Genomic DNA, 19,711 nt, shown 5'->3' with positions numbered 1-19,711 from the left:
ATATTTTATATTTATCTTTAGCGTTCTTAGCTACATTATTTATTATTTAACGCTGAATTATGAAAAATAGTATCCATATTATATTCGTCGCCTTGTTGTCATTAAATTTTTCTTGTGCACAACAAACTGAAAATGAGGTAAATACATCTGATAATCCACCTTTTACTGCTGAACTAATAATCGATGAACTACAAACCCCATGGGGTTTTACCTTCCTTCCGGATGGCAGTATGCTTATCACAGAAAAGGCTGGCCAATTAATCCTTTTTAAGGATGGCAAAAAAAATATAGTAAATAATTCACCTGCAGTGTATAATAGAGGTCAAGGCGGACTTCTGGATGTTGTTTTACATCCTGATTATGCCAATAATGGGTGGATCTATATATCTTATGCCTCGGAGGACGGTGAGGATAAGGGCGGAAATACGGCAATTATAAGAGCAAAACTAAACAACAACAGCCTTACCGACACCCAATTGCTTTACAAAGCTACTCCAAACACCACTGGGGGAAATCACTTTGGATCTAGGATTGCCTTTGATAATGATGGGTATTTATACTTTTCAATTGGGGAGCGTGGAGAAAGGGACGTTAACCCACAGGACCTTAGCACGGATGGTGGAAAAATATACCGTTTAAATGCAGACGGGAGCATTCCGGCAGACAACCCTTTTGTAAACACCGAAGGTGCAAAAACTGCCATATATAGTTATGGACATAGAAATCCCCAAGGTCTGGCCAAAAATCCAATGACCGGTGAAATTTGGGATAACGAACACGGCCCACAGGGAGGTGATGAAATAAATATTATTGAAAAAGGCAAGAATTACGGCTGGCCGGTGATTACTTACGGTATCAATTACAGTGGTACCCCAATTACGGACAAGACCGAAATGGAAGGTATGGAACAACCAATACATTACTGGGTACCATCCATTGCACCAAGTGGTATGGCTTTTGTAACTTCAGACAAATACCCGGATTGGAAAGGCAATATATTGATCGGCTCTTTGAAATTCCAATATTTGGAGCGATTGGAACTTAAAGGCAATAAGGTTGTTTATAGGGAAAAGTTAATGCCCGACTTGGGACGTGTTCGCGATGTACGCCAAGCACCGGACGGTTTTATATATGTGGCCGTAGAGGGTAAAGGTATCTATAAATTGGTACCTAAGAAATAAGACTTTTTTCATTTTTCCCGAACATCCAAAAGATTAGTATATGAAATTCTTGCTACTAACTTATATCGTTTCCATTTTTTCATTGTCCATTTTCCTGTTTCAAGACAAGGAATTGGAAGAAAGTATTAATAGAGGCGGGGAAATATATTCAGACTTCTGTATAACTTGTCATATGGCCAATGGTGAAGGCGTTGAAAAAACCTTCCCTCCTTTGGCCAAGTCAGATTTTTTACTAAACAAAAGAGAGGAAAGTATAAGGGGTGTAAAATATGGTCAACAAGGTTATATATTGGTGAATGGGGTAGCCTATAACAACATAATGCCACCAATGGGCCTGGAAGATGAGGAAATTGCAGATGTAATGAACTATATCCTTAATTCTTGGGGCAATAAAAGCGACAACATTGTTACTGTAGAAGAAGTTTCTATGAACGTAAATAAATAGTTTTAGCGATTACTGGCGTCAATGGCGTTTTTAACCGAACCGTATTTCTTCAATAATTTTTCTGCCTCGGCATAATCAATTTTCAGTTCTTCAACCAAATATCGGGTTCCGCGATCTACCAATTTTTCATTGGTTAGTTGCATGTTCACCATTTTATTACCTTTTACCCTGCCAATTCTGATCATTAGGGCTGTAGATATCATATTAAGAACCAATTTTTGCGAAGTTCCACTTTTCATCCTCGTACTTCCTGTAAGAAATTCTGGACCAACATTTACCGCAATTGGAATCTCCACCGCCTGTGTTAAGGGAGAGCCAGGATTATTTGTAATACAGGCAGTTAACAATCCACGGGCGGCAGCTTCTTTTACCCCACCAATTACGTAAGGCGTTGTTCCAGATGCAGCAATACCAACTACGGTATCGTTTTTTGTTATATCAAAAACTTGCAAGTCTTTCCAGGCCTGAAGGCCATTATCCTCAGCATTTTCAACGGGATTTCTAAGTGCAGTATCCCCACCGGCAATCAATCCAATAACGCGATCATTAGGCAAGCCAAAGGTCGGCGGTATTTCCGAAGCATCCAAAACACCTAATCGTCCACTGGTTCCTGCACCAATATAAAACAACCTGCCTCCTTTATCGAACCTTTCTTTCAAACCATCGACCAATTTTGTCACTTCCGGAATAACCAAGGCTACGGCATCTGCAATCAATTGATCTTCCTTATTCATATTACTAAGGATGGTAGCGGTATCCATCAATTCCAGGTCAGTATAATTTGATGGTAATTCGGTTATCTTTTGGTATGTCGCCATTACGGTTTGTTTTTGTATTCTTAGAACAAAAATAGTTTTTTTGACATCAAAATGATCAAAAATGATTCAAACTCCACTAGAGATAATGTTTACAAACAATAATATTAGATAGTGCAGATTTCCTCTCAAATAATATTAAAAGCCTTAATTTAGTTTTCAAAATATATCAATACAATTCTCCTTTCAGCCAATGCGAAAAATATTTATTATCTCCATTCTTTGCCTTTTCGCCTCATGTTCCGTGTTCAAATCGCCCATACCAACACCTAAACATGAATTTAGAGGGGTTTGGATAGCTACCGTGGTCAATATTGACTGGCCAAAAAATAGTCTTGATAGCATTGAAAAACAAAAACAGGACTATCTAAAAATTCTGGATTTTTATGAGGAATTAAATTTTAACGCTGTAATTGTTCAAATCAGGGCAGCAGGGGATGCCTTTTATCCTTCCAAATACGCTCCATGGTCCCGTTTCCTTACAGGCAATGAGGGTGTAGCGCCAAATCCCTATTACGACCCATTACAATGGATGATAGAACAGGCGCATTCCAGAGGTATGGAATTCCACGCCTGGCTTAATCCCTACCGAGCTACCTTTGACCAAAATTTGGAAATTTTAAGTAAAGACCATGACTATAATCTGCATCCCGACTGGATGTTGAAATACGGAAAAAAGTATTATTACAACCCTGGTTTACCAGAAGTGCAAGAGCATTTGACCAATATCATAGGAGAAGTTGTTGCCAACTACGACGTAGACGCGGTCCACTTTGACGACTACTTCTATCCCTATAAAATTACAAGCGAAGTTTTTGAAGATTCCGCTGTTTATGCAAAACATGCCCTACCTCAACAATCATTGGAGGACTGGCGCAGGAGCAATATAGACAGTCTCGTAAAGAATGCACATGAAACCATAAAAAACAAAAAGCCTTGGGTACAGTTTGGTATTAGTCCCTTTGGAGTGTGGAAAAACAATTCAACCGACCCACGTGGATCGGATACCAAAGCGGGCCAGACCACTTATGAGGACTTATATGCCGACCCGTTGTTATGGATGGAAAAAGGTTGGATAGATTATTTGGTTCCCCAAGTTTATTGGAGCATGGATCTACCCGTGGCGTCACATCGGAAGATTGTGGACTGGTGGTCCAAAAATAGCGGGAACACCAACCTTTATATTGGCAATGGACCATACAAAATAAGAAACAATAGCGATAAGGCTTGGGACAATAAAAAAGAACTTCCAGAACAATTAAAATTAGCAAGGGAAGATAAAATTGTGATGGGCAATGTATTTTTTAGTGCCAAATCCCTGATGTCCGATAAGGAGGATGTACTAAAAATATTAAGAAAAAAATATTACCACAATTTAGCCTTGCCCCCTATTTCACCCCTCCAAGAAAACACTTTCGGCAACGTAAAAATAACTACCCAGTTCGAAGAAAAAAATGGGGCTTTAAAATTTAAAATATTACCCGATCAAGAAAAAAATTTAAGATATGCTTTGGTATATGTTGCAAAAAAAGAATCCAAATTGGACCTGAAAAACACCGATCAATTAGTGGCGAAAATACCACTAACGAACTCGGAAAATTTTATTTTCAACACCTCTTTACTGCAAGGCAAAAAACATATCGCTTTAACATTTATAAATACTTTTGGGCAGGAAAGTAACCCTGAAACTATCAAAATAGATTAATGGATAAATACATTTTTATTTCTCCATTTTTAAGAAAATTAAGATCAATATTTGAACGACAAAATTGAATAAAATGATTCAAAAAGACAAGGGGGCATGGGCTTGGGTTCCTGTTTTATACTTTACGCAAGGCATTCCTTACGTACTTGTAGTAACAGTTTCGGTAATAATGTATAAAAAACTGGGTATCAGTAACTCAGATATAGGTTTATACACGAGCTGGTTATACCTTCCATGGGTGCTTAAACCCTTATGGAGTCCGTTTGTGGATTTAAACGGCACCAAAAGAAATTGGTTTTTATACATGCAATTAATTATTTCGTTCGCCATTTTAGGCGTGGGTTTGACCTTGCCCACTACCATTTTTTTCACCACTACTTTGGCGTGTTTTTGGATGGCGGCATTTGCTTCCGCAACCAACGATATTGCCTCTGACGGATATTATATGTTGGGCCTTACCGAGAAGAAACAAGCCTTCTTCGTGGGTATGCGAAGTACCTTTTATAGGCTGGCCATGATTACTGGGCAGGGACTCATTGTTATCCTTGCCGGATTCTTGGAAAACTATTACGGGGACAACACCAAGGCCTGGTCCGTTACCATGATCGCAGCCGCAATTTTAATGTTGACTTTGACTATAGCGAACTTTTTTGTTGCCCCAAAATATGAAACTTCGGAAGCCATTGTTCAAGAAAAGCCAGAGGGATTTTTGGAGGTATTTATTTCATTTTTCAAGAAACCCAATATTGGAATCGCTTTGGCTTTTATTTTGAGTTACCGTTTAGGAGAATCCCAATTGGTAAAAATGGCCGCTCCCTTTTTGTTGGACAAAACCTCGGCTGGCGGATTGGAATATTCCACTGAGGCAGTGGGGACTATTTATGGCACGGTCGGAGTTATTATGTTATCCTTGGGAGGTATCCTTGGAGGGATCTTGATTTCCAAGGATGGCCTAAAAAAATGGATGTTGCCCATGGTCCTGTCATTGAATGTACCCAATGCCATGTATGCAATTCTTGCACTTACCAAAACGACCAGTATAGTAGCCGTAGTGGCGACGGTAGTTGTGGAACAATTTGGCTATGGCTTTGGATTTGCTGCCTTTTTAATCTTTCTTATTTATATTGCTGAGGGAATTTCAAAAACTTCCCACTACGCCATTGCAACAGGTTTTATGGCCCTGGGCATGATGCTGCCAGGAATGATCAGCGGCTATATTCAGGAATGGCTTGGATATGGAGGTTTTTTTGTTTGGGTGGTCATTGCCGCCCTACCAGCCCTCTTCCTTTTAAAATTTATTAAATATCCAGCCGATTATGGCAAAAAGTTGAATGCCGATGTCATTTAATATGAATCCATACAACTCAGCAACGAACAAACTATCCCTCAGGGAAAAGCTTGGCCAATTATTTATGCCCGCCGCCTTCATAAATGATACAGAAGAAGAGATTCTGGAATTGGAAAATCTCATTGAACAACAGCATGTGGGCGGACTTTGTTTTTTTCATAGCAGAGCCAGTGCCGCCACTAACTTTGAGGGCAAAAAGAAAATTGTATATAACGTGCAAAGCCTTACCACCCTTAAAAACCTTATCCGGCGCTACCAAAAGGCAGCAAAATATCCATTGCTAATCAGTATAGATGCGGAGTGGGGATTGGCCATGCGCATAGAAAATACACCCCAATATCCCTACGCCATAACTTTAGGGGCCATCCGAGATAAAGACGACTTAATTTTTCAGGTGGGCCAACAAATTGCCCGTGACTGCAGGGAAGCAGGTATACATTGGAATTTGGCGCCTGTGGTAGACATCAACAACAATCCCAATAATCCGGTAATTGGTTACCGCTCCTTTGGAGAGGATAAATTAAATGTTACCAAAAAAGCAATTGCCTTTATCAAAGGCATGGAAAGCGAAGGTATTTTAAGTTGTATCAAACATTTTCCGGGACATGGGGATACCGCTACGGATTCCCATCTTGGCTTGCCAATAATTAAGAAGTCCAAGGAGGTTCTAATGGAAAATGAACTATATCCCTTTAGAGAAATCATTAAAAATGGAGTGGATAGTGTAATGGTTGGACATTTATCCGTTCCCTCTTTGGATAACGGAGAGGGCGCTCCGGCCACCATTTCCAAAACGATAATTAAAGGACTATTGCGCCAAGAACTAAATTTTAATGGTGTGGTTATCTCCGATGCTTTAAACATGCATAGCGTTAGCAAAATGTTTCCCACAAAAGGGGAACTCGAATGGCGGGCTTTTGATGCCGGCAACGATATACTTTGTTTTGCAGAAAACACGGCAGAAGGCATAGAAACCATCTTGGGCAATGCGAATTCCCTTGACATCGAAGAGCGATTTAAACGGGTATGGAAGTTAAAGGAACAAGCCTTTGCCTCCCATTCCCTAACAAGCACAGACCTAGGGGAAACCTCTATATTAAACAAACAGTTGGCCAAGGAAAGCCTTACTTTATTTACTGGCAGCAACGACATCATCAAAGAATTTAAGCAAGAAGGCTTCACTTGTCTTTCTCTAGGTGAGTCGCCCAACAGAATATTTATAGAAAGGACCTCAAAAATAGCAGTTGAAGGATCTCAAAACAAGGATAACATTCTAATTGCGCTTTACCCCCCTAAAGTTAAGCCACACAATGATTTTGATCTTAAGTCCGAAGAATTGCAACAGCTTGAGACCTTACTAAATACAAAAAAGGTTATTCTATATGTTTTTGGAAACCCCTATGTGCTTAACCTTATAAATTATAAAGCAGCCAAAGCGATAGTATTGGGATATCAAAACTTTTCGGAATTTCAAGATATTGCCTTTGCACATTTCATGGGAAAGCAAAAAGCCAAAGGATGCTTAGCTGTTTCTATCAACCTTAAAAAGAATTAACGGATATGGCAAACAGTAAAAAAAAATGATTATGAAAATACACAAAGTCATCGGGTTAATGTCCGGTACCTCCTTGGACGGATTGGACCTCGCATATTGCCATATATGGGAGACCCCTAATGCTTGGGATTTTGAAATTAAACAGACCCATAGTATTTCATATAGCGAGGAGATGCAGGAAAAGCTAAAGAAATCCATTTTCTTGCCTGCAGACGAACTACTACAATTTCACAATTCCTATGGCACTTGGCTGGGCACACAAACAAAGGACTTTATTAAGGCCTATCAATGGGATGTCGATTTTATTGCCAGCCATGGTCATACCACCCACCACCAGCCACAAAACGGACTTACCTTTCAAATAGGTTCCGGCCAACACCTGGCCAACGAATGTGCCACTAAGGTGATATGCGACTTTCGGACCAACGATGTTGCCTTGGGAGGACAGGGAGCTCCCTTGGTCCCAATTGGGGATAAACTCTTTTTTGGGCAGTACGACTTTTGCCTCAATCTTGGCGGAATAAGCAATATATCTTTTGAGGAAAATGGAAAAAGACTGGCCTACGACATAGGACTGGCCAATATGATTCTCAACCATATCACTCAAAAGATAAAACTCAATTACGATAAGGGAGGTTCCTTGGCACGAACGGGAAAAATAAATCAATTAATGCTGGACCGACTGAACGAACTTGAATTCTATAAATTGCCATTTCCAAAATCTATAGGTTTTGAATGGTTTGTGGAGGAAGTCGTACCTATTGTAGAGACCACTTCAGATACTACTGAGAATTTACTACATACGGCCATTCACCATATTTGCGATCAGATAGCCCTGCAAGTAAAAACACAGAAGAATAAAACAAATAGAAGCATATTTGTTACCGGTGGAGGTGCTCTAAACACTTTCCTAATGGACTGCCTACGAGAAAAACTCGGTACAGAAACAAAAGTTATTTCACCTTCACAAACCTTGATAGAGTTTAAGGAAGCCCTAGTATTTGCCCTTATGGGAGTATTGCGGGAGAAACAAAAAAACAATTGCTTAAGTTCTGTCACCGGAGCCAAACGGGATTCTTATGGCGGTGTTGTTTATTTACCAAGTTAAAAGCATATCGTTTGGTATATTAAATCAAAACCTTATCTTGGTTACTTAAACTTTACTTCAATACAAAACCAAAGATATAATGAGTGAAAAGCAAAAAAAGGCCACCGCCTATTGGAAGGAAAATGTGCGTTATTTATTTATTCTTTTATCCATTTGGTTTGCCGTATCCTTTGGAGCTGGGATTCTCTTTAAAGATGCCCTGAACACCATAAAAATTGGCGGTTTCAAATTGGGATTTTGGTTTGCCCAACAGGGCTCCATATATGTCTTCGTGGTCTTGATTTTTGTTTACGTTCGTCTTATGAACAAGTTGGACAAAAAGTATGGTTACAACGAATAGCTCCCCTTATTTTTCCAAAACCACTGTTAAATACAGAAACGTATTTGGGCATACTCCCAATTGCTTCCTGATGCAATTCAATATATCAACCAAAAACCTTAAAATATGAGTGTTCAAGTCTGGACGTACCTTCTTGTCGGAATCACCTTTGCCCTTTATATAGGAATTGCCATCTGGTCCAGGGCTGGATCAACCAAAGAATTTTATGTCGCAGGTGGAGGTGTGTCGCCTTTGGCCAACGGAATGGCAACGGCAGCCGATTGGATGTCCGCTGCCAGCTTTATTTCCATGGCCGGAATTATTGCCTTTGCAGGTTATGATGGCTCCGTTTATCTAATGGGATGGACTGGTGGATATGTGCTATTGGCATTACTTCTAGCCCCCTATTTGCGAAAATTTGGAAAGTTTACCGTACCCGATTTTATTGGGGACCGCTATTATTCCAATACCGCTCGTATCGTAGCTGTCTTTTGTGCTTTAATTGTTTCCTTTACCTATGTGGCCGGACAAATGCGAGGTGTTGGGGTAGTCTTCTCCAGGTTTTTACAGGTAGATATCAATACCGGTGTAATCATAGGAATGGTCATAGTACTTTTTTATGCCGTTTTGGGTGGCATGAAAGGAATTACCTATACCCAAGTGGCACAATACTGTGTCCTGATATTTGCATTTATGGTCCCGGCCATTTTTATATCCTTGCAAATGACAGGAAACCCCATACCCCAACTTGGAATGGGATCCACCTTAAACGATGGTTCAGGAACCTTTTTAATGGACCGATTGAACGGATTGTCTACGGAGCTCGGTTTTGCCGAATATACGGATGGCTCCAAATCGGTCATCGACGTCTTCGCCATTACCTTGGCATTAATGGTGGGTACGGCAGGATTGCCCCATGTTATTGTTCGGTTCTTTACAGTTAAAAGAGTAAAGGATGCACGAAAATCTGCAGGACTGGCCCTGTTGCTTATAGCCATCTTATACACTACCGCCCCGGCCGTTTCCGTTTTTGCCAAAATCAATTTAATAGATACGGTGAGCAATGAGGAATATAGCCTTATGCCCGCCTGGTTTAAAAACTGGGAGGAAACGGGATTATTGACCTTTGACGACAAAAACAAAGATGGTATCATTCAATATGTAGCCGATAAGGATAAAAATGAATTAACGGTAGATAATGATATTATGGTTCTTGCCAATCCTGAAATCGCCAACCTTCCGGCCTGGGTAATTGCCTTGGTAGCTGCAGGAGGTTTGGCTGCTGCCTTAAGTACGGCAGCCGGATTGTTACTGGTTATTTCGGCTTCTGTATCCCATGATCTGATCAAGAAAGTGTTTAAACCCAGTATCTCGGAAAAAGGAGAGCTGTGGGCTGCAAGGGGTGCAGCTACCATAGCGGTAGTTATTGCCGGATATTTCGGCATTAACCCCCCTGGATTTGTAGCGGCTGTGGTTGCACTCGCCTTTGGACTGGCAGCAGCCTCCTTCTTCCCCGCCATTGTTTTAGGGATTTTTTACAAGAAAATGAACAAGGAAGGTGCCATAGGCGGTATGGTTGTAGGAATCAGTTTAATGTTGTTCTATATGGCCAAATTTAAATTGGGCTGGCTGGGCGAAATTCCTGATAAGTCGGAATGGTGGTTCGGAATATCACCTGAGGGCTTTGGAACAGTTGCTATGATAGTCAACTTTATAGTTGCTCTGGTTATCAATAGATTTACACCAGAACCCCCAGAGGACGTACAGGAAATAGTGGAGAATATTAGGATTCCCAGTGGTGCAGGAGATGCGGTAGACCATTAATCGCATCGTGGAAGGGGAGAAAACAAACATCGCAAAAAATTGGAACCAAATGGCGACAAATTGTTCGGATTTATACTTGAAAAATGAATCCTTAATCTTGAGCTTAACAGTTTTAACAGTTACTCAAAAAAAAAGGCCATTCACTATTAAAATCATTGAATGAAACTATCCTTTTATGGATGATTTATATAAATTTATAGAAATTTTAGAAACACGATGAGCAATTATCACATTAAACATTTAGAAGAGTACTACCAAGTTTATCGAAAATCGGTTCGCGAACCAGAAAATTTCTGGGGAGAAGTAGCCGAAGAACATTTTTTATGGAGAAAAAAATGGGACAACGTTTTAAGTTGGGATTTTGAAAAGCCAGAAGTAAAATGGTTTGAAGGTGCACAACTTAATATTACTGAAAATTGTATAGATAGGCACCTACTTACCAGAGGAGAGAAAACGGCCATTATTTTTGAGCCCAATAATCCGGAGGAGGAAGCCCAGCATATTACGTATCATCAATTACACGAACGCGTCTGCCAATTGGCAAATGTTTTAAAGGACCAAGGTATTAAAAAGGGAGATCGAGTGTGTATTTACCTTCCCATGATCCCTGAGTTGTCCATTGCCCTATTGGCCTGCGCCCGAATAGGGGCTATACATTCCGTGGTGTTCGCCGGGTTTTCAGCAACCGCCTTGTCTACGCGTATCAATGACAGTGACTGTAAATTGGTAATTACCTCAGATGGATCTTATAGAGGTTCAAAATCCATTGACCTTAAGGGTATTGTGGACGAGGGACTTCAGGATTGCCCTGGTGTTGAAACTGTTTTGGTGGTAAAGCGTACCAATGCCAAAATAAACATGAAAGAAGGTCGCGATAAATGGCTGCAACCTTTGTTGGAAAATGCTTATTTGGATTGTGTTCCAGAAATCATGGATGCCGAGGACCCACTGTTCATACTGTATACATCAGGTTCTACCGGCAAACCAAAGGGCATGGTACATACCACTGCCGGATATTTGGTATATACCGCCTATACTTTCAAGAATGTTTTTCAATACACCGAAAACGATGTTTATTGGTGTACCGCGGATATTGGCTGGATTACGGGGCACAGTTATATTGTATACGGTCCCTTGGCCAATGGCGCCACTACCCTGATGTTCGAAGGAGTACCTAGCTATCCGGATTTTAGTCGCTTTTGGCAAATAGTGGAAAAACATAAGGTAAACCAATTTTACACGGCTCCAACAGCCATCCGGGCCTTGGCAAAACAAAATATTTCCTTTGCCGAAAAACACGATCTTTCCTCGTTAAAGGTATTGGGCTCCGTTGGGGAACCCATTAACGAAGAAGCTTGGCATTGGTACAATGATATCATTGGAAAAAAGAAAAGTCCAATTGTGGACACATGGTGGCAAACAGAAACAGGCGGTATTATGATTACACCAATCCCCTTTGTTACTCCAACAAAACCTACCTATGCCACCCTACCCTTTATTGGGGTACAACCGGCATTGATGGACGAACAGGGCCAAGAACTTAAGGGTAACCAGGTGGAAGGTCGCCTGTGTATAAAATTCCCTTGGCCGGGCATGGCAAGGACTATTTGGGGCAATCACGAGAGGTATAAAGAAACTTATTTCTCCGCCTACCCCAACAAATACTTTACAGGAGATGGCGCCTTGCGCGACGAGGTGGGCTATTACAGAATTACCGGTCGAGTAGATGACGTGATCATTGTTTCTGGTCACAATTTAGGTACCGCCCCTATAGAGGATGCCATCAACGAGCACCCAGCAGTGGCAGAATCGGCCATTGTAGGCTTCCCACATGATATTAAAGGGAATGCACTATATGGCTATGTAATCCTCAAAGAAACCGGGGAATCCCGTAACCACGATAACCTTAGAAACGAAATTAATCAGATCATTACCGAACATATTGGCCCAATAGCCAAACTGGATAAGATACAGTTCACTTCTGGTCTGCCAAAGACCCGTTCTGGCAAGATCATGCGACGCATACTGCGCAAAATTGCAAGTAATGATATGAGCAATCTGGGAGATACCAGTACATTACTTAATCCTGAAGTGGTAGAAGAAATTAAGGACAACGTACTATAATTAATTGTGGGGCATTGCCACTTTATGAGAAAACATAAAGTGGCCGTGCTTTCCGCTATATCTTTTTTATGCCCAGGACATCATAAATGTTCCTAATACCTTCCCTTATCAGCATAAAAAAGGATACCGCTACAATCACTAATGCGGATTATTCACTTACTTAGTCAAAAAAAATACCCTCACTAGATAATTATCGGTAACAAATGGTGCCGTCCAAGAAAAGGTTGAACATCATCATTAAACTTTTCAGATAACCTTGAAAAGTCTCCTTTGATGGTAAACTCCAAAAATAACCCCACCGCTTTAGCTCACTATTTATTAATATAAAAGTGTTAATTTAGGTCACCCGCGTTCACCAACCTTGGGTATTAAAATCCCTTAAACCAAAATAACCAATGCAAGAAACCAATGAACATTTAAAAAGGGAGGTGGGTGTTTGGGGCCTAAGTGCCAACTTAGTCAATATTATGATCGGCGCCGGTATCTTTGCCTTACCTGCCATTGTTGCTGCCGGCCTAGGTACTTCCAGTATTTACGCCTATTTATTCTGTGGCCTGTTAATTAGCTTGGTAATGCTTTGTTTTGCTGAGATAGGCAGTAAGGTAACTACTTCAGGAGGAGCCTACACCTATATTGAATCTTCTTTTGGACCCTATTTTGGTTTTCTAACGGTAATTCTTTTTGTGCTTTCCGCCTTATCGGCAGACGGGGCCGTTGCCAATGCATTGGTAGATGTATTGGGTTCTATTTTTCCTTTTTTTAAAACCGGTTATGTTAGGACGCTTGTTTTCTTTATACTATTCGCCGGATTGGGCTATATTAACGTTAAAGGTATTAAGGAAGGAATGGTTTTGGTAAAAACAATTACCCTCACCAAACTTATTCCTCTTCTATTATTGGTGTTTTTTTCTTGGGGACATGTTTCATTTGACAACCTTATAATCGATTCCACCCCAACAATTTCAGAAGTTGGTGTTATATCCCTTATTCTGTTTTTCGCATTTCAGGGTGCCGAGACCGGATTATCTATAAGTGGCGAGGTAAAAAAACCCAATAGGACCATTCCAAGAGCAATATTTATAAGTATCATTGGTGTTTTAATTCTTTATATCCTTATACAGACAGTATCACAGGGCGTACTGGGGGCTTCCTTGTCCACTTATACGGACAATCCATTAAGCATGGTAGCCCAACAGGTTTTTGGTCCCATTGGTTTTACCATAATCACGATAGGGGCCGCCATTTCTATGTTGGGAAATTTAAGTAGTGAAATATTGAGTATGCCACGGGTACTTTTTAGAGCCGCAAAAGATAATGTACTACCCCTTGGACCACTCTCAAAAATCCATGACAGATTTTCAACTCCCTATATAGCTATAATTACATATGCCACAATTGGATTTTTATTGGCTTCCCTAGGAGGATTTAAACAATTGGCCGTTATTTCAAGTGCATCAATATTACTGGTCTATCTAGGGGTATCCCTTTCGGTAATAAGTTCAAGAAGAAAATCGGGCAAAACTACCGAACAAGAATTTAGGATACCTGGAGGTTATCTGGTGCCCATACTGTCGGTAATTATTATTGTTTGGCTACTATCCAACCTAGAACGCAAAGAGGTTATCGGATTTGGGGTTTATATTGCGGTACTGACTTTGATATATTTCCTTAAGGACAAATTTTTGAAGAGAAAGTAGGAGTGACTTCAAACCTAAAGAATTAAGAAACAAATTTTTTAGATTTAAAAAACGATTTGATTAAGCCAATTTAGCTTTGTTCAATTTAGTAGAGAAAGACAATTCTTTTTTAACCCTAGAATTTTTGAACATGTACAAACGAGCTACCTTATTTTCGTTTTTAACAGAAACTTCATTTTCGGTAGAAGTAACAATACTCATGGTAACAGTTTCAACTTTCACTTCTTGCTCAACATTGTTGGCTTGTGCAGCTACTCCGATAAAAAGAACAAAAATTAAAGTTAAAAGCGTTTTCATGTTGCGTTGTTTTGTTATGTAAATTTAACGCCACATGCAGCTTGGCATAGGTCACAAATCGTTTAAACCCCTTATTTTTCGGTATCTGACAAATCTCTCGATTAAGTGCAGAAAATGCTCGGTGAATGAAAAGGGGATCCCGAATCGCTAATCGATGATATTGGTATTTAATCGGTAATTCTTACAGGATTATCAGTCCAAAAACCAATAATCCATCAATTTTTGTAATAAAAACCTTATAAATAGTAGTTGATATAAGGTAAGTGCTGCCGATAATCTACACTATCATCGATCCAATACTCCCAGCTTCGAATTCAAGTGCAAATATTAAGTGTGATTGGCTTTCGGAATAAAACATCTCAATTGGCTAGGTGTTGGTCCATACATAGTAGAACTGGGTGCGGCCCTTTCTTTAGTCAATTCCCTCAGGGCAAGCCTGTCTGCAGGCAAAGGCAGGCCCATTAGGCATCGGATGGAAAATACTGATAACAATTCAACGCCTGCCAGAACGGAACGGGTAGGAAAGCGTCGGAGCATTCAAATCTGAGTTAGTGAGTAAAAGGAAGTAATTCCAATTATATGATTTCCATAGGGCAGACACCAAAGGCTCTTCAAACATACATTATGTACTTCCCAAATGTCAATAGATATAATAGCTGAACTTTTTTGAGTAATTAATAGTTCCTAAAAAGAATGCTATGTGATTAAGCCAATTTAGCTTTGTTCAATTTAGTAGAGAAAGACAATTCTTTTTTAACCCTAGAATTTTTGAACATGTACAAACGAGCTACCTTATTTTCGTTTTTAACAGAAACTTCATTTTCGGTAGAAGTAACAATACTCATGGTAACAGTTTCAACTTTCACTTCTTGCTCAACATTGTTGGCTTGTGCAGCTACTCCGATAAAAAGAACAAAAATTAAAGTTAAAAGCGTTTTCATGTTGCGTTGTTTTGTTATGTAAATTTAACGCCACATGCAGCTTGGCATAGGTCACAAATCGTTTAAACCCCTTATTTTTCGGTATCTGACAAATCTCTCGATTAAGTGCAGAAAATGCTCGGTGAATGAAAAGAGGGTCCCAAATCGCTAATCGATGATATTGGTATTTAATCGGTAATTCTTACAGGATTACTAATCAAAAAATCAATAACCTAGCAAAATATGTAGTAAAAAGTTTACAATATTGATTTTCTTGCGACCATAACATACCTGTGGATGAACATTGGTATATGATATAAGTAATATTGTCCTATAGGGCAGTACATTTATTCAAATACATAATAAATGATGCCAAACCCCGGGACAAGCCCTGACATCCCCCTTTAAGATACTTTGCAAGGGTAAGAGTAAATTAAACCAGGAACCCAGCCTTTGTGGAGGGGTTCGTTCTTTTATCCCATTTTAACAAGCCTGAGGCGATTGGAATATGTATCCCACGAATAAAAATGATACTTTAAACCTTTTAATGAAAAATTCCGTAAGTATTTTTAAATTACAATCACTAAAGGTTAAGACATAGAGCAACTATATTGGCAGGCTTTAACCTTTATACTAATAAAAAGGCAAGATTTTTGCAGTTTTATAATAATGAAAGAGCATTAATAAACTTATGAGTAAATAGAACATTATAACAATAAGAAATATATACTATGAGACTATTACAGATTGTACTACTAGGGATTTTAGGATTTACCACAATCAGTTGTCAATCCAAAACCAAATCCCAACAAAAGGGTGAGGTCATGGCCGAGTTAACACCGAATGAACTTCAAAAGTATGAAACCGCCTATTTTGCCAGTGGTTGTTTTTGGTGTGTTGAGGCGGTGTTTGAAAGTGTAAAGGGTGTAAAGGAAGTTGTCTCCGGCTATTCCGGTGGCAAGGAAAAAAACCCCACCTATGAGCAGGTTGGTTATGGACGAACTACACATGCCGAAGCAGTGGAAGTATATTACGATCCAAAAGTGATTTCTTTTGAAACCCTGGTAAAAGTATTTTTTGGCTCCCATGACCCCACTACTTTAAATAGACAGGGACCGGATAAAGGTGCCCAGTATAGGTCCATCGCCTTTTATAAAAGCGACACCGAAAAGAAAATTATAACCGACTATATTTCCAATTTGGAGAAGGAGAAAGTCTATTCCGCACCTATAGTAACAGAGGTAAAACCTTTTACTATCTTTTATGATGCGGAGGACTATCATCAGGATTTTGAGAAAAACAATCCTAACAATTCCTATATCTTAAACATATCGGTACCTCGATTAAAACAATTTCAGGCAAAATTTCCGGAGTTGTTAAAGGACAGGTCGCATTGATTTCAACCCCGAACCAAACCACCTTGTAAACGACTGGAAGTATGGGTTCATCTCCGCAATAGGGCGTCAATAATACCATTATAAAAAAGTATAATTACAATTTAGGCCGCCAAGCTCATAGCCGGCGGCTTTTTTTTTGCTTTATTTTAACTTGTAATTATTGGTCTTTTTAGATGATCAGGGCAATAATTAATCACTTTTTTATACCTTTCAAGTTCACATAATAAAAATTAAGATATTTGAAATGAAATTAAGATCAAAAATCCAATCAACCTTAATTGCCGCCATAATAATGGGATCCCTATTAATAAGTTGCGCAGGAACGGAAAAGGACACCACTCCGTGGGTAGATTTATTCGATGGCAAGACCTTAAACGGTTGGAACCAAAAAGGTGGGGTTGCCAAATATGAAGTCGTTGATGGCACTATAGTTGGAACCACTGTTCACAACACGCCCAACTCTTTTATGACCACCGACACAATGTATGGGGATTTTATCTTGGAATTGGACTATAAAGTAGATCCATCCATGAATTCCGGCATTCAGATTAGAAGTAATAGTATTCCAACCTATATGGACGGTAGAGTACATGGATACCAAATTGAAATAGATCCTTCTGAAAGAGCTTGGAGCGCGGGTATTTACGATGAGGGCCGACGGGGTTGGTTAAATCCTTTGGACGGTAACCCAAATGCACAAAAGGCCTTTAAACAAAATGAATGGAACCATTACAGAATTGAAGCTATAGGAGATACCCTAAAAACCTGGATTAACGAGGTGCCTGCCTCCTATTTGATAGATGATAAAACAGCGAGCGGTTTTATTGCCTTACAGGTACATGGTATAGGAAAAGACAAAACCGAAGGAACCCAAATTGTTTGGAAGAACGTTAAAATACTTACGGACAACTTGGATTCCTATTCCAGAAAATCACCTTTGACTCCAATTGTCACCAAGAACAAGCTTACAGTTGGTGAAGAAAAGGATAATTGGAAATTGTTGTGGGACGGGGAAACTACCAATGGATGGAGAGGTGCCCGTTTGGACGGCTTTCCGGAAACCGGATGGGAAATTGTCGACGGAGTGCTTACTGTATTGCCTTCAGGTGGTGAAGAATCTGCAGCTGGTGGAGACATAGTAACAACGGACCTTTATGGAGATTTTGAATTAAAATTAGACTTCAAACTTACTGAAGGTGCCAACAGTGGAATAAAATATTACGTAAATACCGATCTTAACAAAGGACCAGGTTCTTCCATTGGACTGGAATATCAAATATTGGATGATGCGCGCCACCCAGATGCAAAATTGGGCAATCACGATGGCAGTAGAACGGTAGCTTCACTTTATGATCTTATACAAGCGGACCCCAACAAGCCCATCAATCCAATTGGAGAATGGAATACGGCCCATATAAAGTCGATCAACAACCATGTTGAACATTGGTTAAACGGAACCAAAGTTTTGGAATATGAAAGAAAAAGCGATGACTATCGCAAATTGGTGTCCGAAAGTAAATACGTTAAATGGCCTAATTTTGGTGAAGGTGAACAAGGACACATTCTTCTTCAAGATCATGGAGATAGAGTATCGTTCAAAAACATCAAAATAAAAAGCATAAACAAAAGCGAATAAATGAAAACGAGAAGAGATTTTATCAAAAAAACGGCAGCGGGCGGTGCCGCACTTAGCTTGGGCGGATTGATAATGCCGAGTATGGGTTACAGTAATATACTAGGAGCCAACGGCAAAATAAATGTGGCAGTCATTGGAGTGAGAAGCAGGGCCAAGGCTCACTTTGTGGCGATTAACCAAGACCCAAATGCCAAAATACTTTACAGTTGCGACGTGGATGACCAGATTCTTGCTGAACACAATGTATGGTGCAAAGAGAACATTGGTTATGTCCCCAAAGTGGAAAAAGACTTCAGAAAAGTTTTGGAGGATAAGAAGGTGGATGCTGTATTCATAGCTACGCCCGAACATTGGCATGCCCCTATGGCGATAATGGCCCTACAGGCGGGGAAACATGTTTATGTGGAAAAACCATGTAGCCACAATCCTCATGAAAATGAGCTTTTGGTAGCTGCTCAAAAAAAATATGGCAAAAAGGTTCAAATGGGAAACCAACAGCGTTCCGCACAAAGTTCCGCATTGGCCGTTAAAGAGATCCGGGAAGGAATTATTGGGGAGGTGTATAAAGGTGAGGCCTATTATTCCAGCAATAGAGGTTCCATAGGAATTGGCAATAAAATAGAGGTTCCAAAAACTTTGGATTGGGATTTATGGCAAGGACCAGCACCTAGGGAATCATATAGGGATAATGTCCACCCATACAATTGGCATTGGTTCCGTACTTGGGGTACAGGGGAAATACATAATAATGGTACCCATGAAATTGATATTTGCCGTTGGGCGCTTGGGGTCGACCTTCCCACAAGTGTAACCTCATTTGGCGGTAAGTATACCTTTAAGGATGATTGGGAGTTTGTGGACAACCAACAGGTAACCTATAAATACGAAGGTGACAAGTTTATTACCTGGACCGGCCATAGTAGAGGCCTGATCAAACCAGAGCAACCTGGAAGGGGAGCGACCATTTATGGAAGCAAGGGTACAATTACCCTAAGCAGGAATAGTTACGAACTATATAACCTCGATGGCAGTTTGATAAAGAAAGTGGAAGAAGGAGTGGAAAGTGCTACCACCAATACCATGGGTATGGGCGGACTGGATGTAAACCACGTTCACAATTTCTTCAATGCCATTCGCAAGGACACATCCTTGAATTCTGACATCAATGATGCCAGTATTTCTACTATGTTATGTCATTTAGGAAATATTGCCCAGGATGTAGGCAGGACGATAAATATTGATGCCGCCACAGGCAAAGTCAAAGATGATGCTGAGGCCATGTCCCATTGGAAAAGGGAATACCAGAATGGATGGGAGCCCAAATTGTAGTGCTAAATTTT

General features: G+C 40.0%; 16 protein-coding genes. 13 read left to right on the top strand and 3 right to left on the bottom strand.

Going from position 1 to position 19,711, the window contains the following annotated elements; translation table 11 throughout:
- Nucleotides 1-59: 59 nt before the first annotated feature.
- Together CWD91_RS17430 and CWD91_RS17425 are read left to right on the top strand one after the other, a co-directional pair.
- Entirely contained in the window at nucleotides 60-1,181 is a 1,122-nt protein-coding gene (locus tag CWD91_RS17430; RefSeq protein WP_103442251.1) for a PQQ-dependent sugar dehydrogenase, read from the top strand.
- Nucleotides 1,182-1,221: 40 nt separating this feature from the next.
- On the top strand, nucleotides 1,222-1,626 hold the full coding sequence (locus CWD91_RS17425; RefSeq protein ID WP_103442250.1) for a c-type cytochrome: 405 nt from the start codon (nucleotides 1,222-1,224) through the stop codon (nucleotides 1,624-1,626).
- Between the two features lie 2 nt (nucleotides 1,627-1,628).
- Here CWD91_RS17425 and CWD91_RS17420 read toward each other — a convergent pair whose 3' ends face one another.
- Entirely contained in the window at nucleotides 1,629-2,444 is an 816-nt protein-coding gene (locus tag CWD91_RS17420; protein ID WP_103442249.1) for an N-acetylmuramic acid 6-phosphate etherase, read from the bottom strand.
- Between the two features lie 190 nt (nucleotides 2,445-2,634).
- Between CWD91_RS17420 and CWD91_RS17415 the strand changes: the two genes are divergently transcribed.
- The 8 genes from CWD91_RS17415 (at nucleotide 2,635) to CWD91_RS17380 (ending at nucleotide 14,121) form a co-directional block, all read left to right on the top strand.
- Nucleotides 2,635-4,146 (top strand): glycoside hydrolase family 10 protein, encoded by a 1,512-nt coding sequence (locus tag CWD91_RS17415; protein WP_103442248.1) that lies wholly within the window; start codon nucleotides 2,635-2,637, stop codon nucleotides 4,144-4,146.
- 73 nt (nucleotides 4,147-4,219) lie between these two features.
- Nucleotides 4,220-5,494 carry an MFS transporter gene (locus CWD91_RS17410; RefSeq protein WP_192877691.1) on the top strand — a complete coding sequence of 425 codons (1,275 nt, stop codon included), beginning with the start codon at nucleotides 4,220-4,222 and terminating at the stop codon, nucleotides 5,492-5,494.
- Nucleotides 5,484-7,049, top strand: a complete 1,566-nt coding sequence (locus CWD91_RS17405; RefSeq protein WP_239985840.1) for a glycoside hydrolase family 3 protein — start codon at nucleotides 5,484-5,486, stop codon at nucleotides 7,047-7,049. The genes CWD91_RS17410 and CWD91_RS17405 overlap by 11 nt, the downstream gene beginning before the upstream one ends.
- Before the next feature lie 31 nt (nucleotides 7,050-7,080).
- A complete protein-coding gene (locus CWD91_RS17400) occupies nucleotides 7,081-8,157 on the top strand; it encodes an anhydro-N-acetylmuramic acid kinase (protein WP_103442367.1) in 1,077 nt (358 codons plus the stop codon).
- A 79-nt stretch (nucleotides 8,158-8,236) separates the two neighbouring features.
- The gene (locus CWD91_RS17395; RefSeq protein WP_103442245.1) at nucleotides 8,237-8,497 is read left to right on the top strand and encodes a DUF4212 domain-containing protein; all 261 of its coding nucleotides are present in this window, start codon (nucleotides 8,237-8,239) and stop codon (nucleotides 8,495-8,497) included.
- Nucleotides 8,498-8,602: 105 nt separating this feature from the next.
- Nucleotides 8,603-10,300 (top strand): sodium:solute symporter family protein, encoded by a 1,698-nt coding sequence (locus CWD91_RS17390; protein WP_103442244.1) that lies wholly within the window; start codon nucleotides 8,603-8,605, stop codon nucleotides 10,298-10,300.
- A gap of 216 nt (nucleotides 10,301-10,516) precedes the next feature.
- Nucleotides 10,517-12,424, top strand: a complete 1,908-nt coding sequence (gene acs / locus CWD91_RS17385; RefSeq protein ID WP_103442243.1) for an acetate--CoA ligase — start codon at nucleotides 10,517-10,519, stop codon at nucleotides 12,422-12,424.
- Nucleotides 12,425-12,819: 395 nt separating this feature from the next.
- The gene (locus tag CWD91_RS17380) at nucleotides 12,820-14,121 is read left to right on the top strand and encodes an APC family permease (protein WP_103442242.1); all 1,302 of its coding nucleotides are present in this window, start codon (nucleotides 12,820-12,822) and stop codon (nucleotides 14,119-14,121) included.
- 60 nt (nucleotides 14,122-14,181) lie between these two features.
- Here CWD91_RS17380 and CWD91_RS17375 read toward each other — a convergent pair whose 3' ends face one another.
- Together CWD91_RS17375 and CWD91_RS17370 are read right to left on the bottom strand one after the other, a co-directional pair.
- Nucleotides 14,182-14,418: a hypothetical protein gene (locus CWD91_RS17375; RefSeq protein WP_103442241.1), complete on the bottom strand. Its 237-nt coding sequence runs from the start codon at nucleotides 14,416-14,418 to the stop codon at nucleotides 14,182-14,184.
- A 704-nt stretch (nucleotides 14,419-15,122) separates the two neighbouring features.
- Nucleotides 15,123-15,359, bottom strand: a complete 237-nt coding sequence (locus CWD91_RS17370; protein ID WP_103442241.1) for a hypothetical protein — start codon at nucleotides 15,357-15,359, stop codon at nucleotides 15,123-15,125.
- Nucleotides 15,360-16,069: 710 nt separating this feature from the next.
- Between CWD91_RS17370 and msrA the strand changes: the two genes are divergently transcribed.
- The 3 genes from msrA to CWD91_RS17355 all read left to right on the top strand — a co-directional run bounded on the left by msrA (nucleotide 16,070) and on the right by CWD91_RS17355 (nucleotide 19,700).
- Nucleotides 16,070-16,735: a peptide-methionine (S)-S-oxide reductase MsrA gene (gene msrA / locus CWD91_RS17365; RefSeq protein WP_103442240.1), complete on the top strand. Its 666-nt coding sequence runs from the start codon at nucleotides 16,070-16,072 to the stop codon at nucleotides 16,733-16,735.
- A gap of 244 nt (nucleotides 16,736-16,979) precedes the next feature.
- Complete coding sequence (locus tag CWD91_RS17360; protein WP_103442239.1) at nucleotides 16,980-18,371, top strand: 3-keto-disaccharide hydrolase; 1,392 nt, start codon at nucleotides 16,980-16,982, stop codon at nucleotides 18,369-18,371.
- A complete protein-coding gene (locus tag CWD91_RS17355) occupies nucleotides 18,372-19,700 on the top strand; it encodes a Gfo/Idh/MocA family oxidoreductase (RefSeq protein ID WP_103442238.1) in 1,329 nt (442 codons plus the stop codon).
- Nucleotides 19,701-19,711: the final 11 nt, after the last annotated feature.

The organism is Arenibacter hampyeongensis (assembly GCF_002909255.1).
Taxonomy (GTDB): Bacteria; Bacteroidota; Bacteroidia; order Flavobacteriales; family Flavobacteriaceae; genus Arenibacter; species Arenibacter hampyeongensis.
The sequence above is the reverse complement of the archived record's forward strand: the minus strand, read 5'-3'. Positions and strand labels throughout refer to the sequence as shown.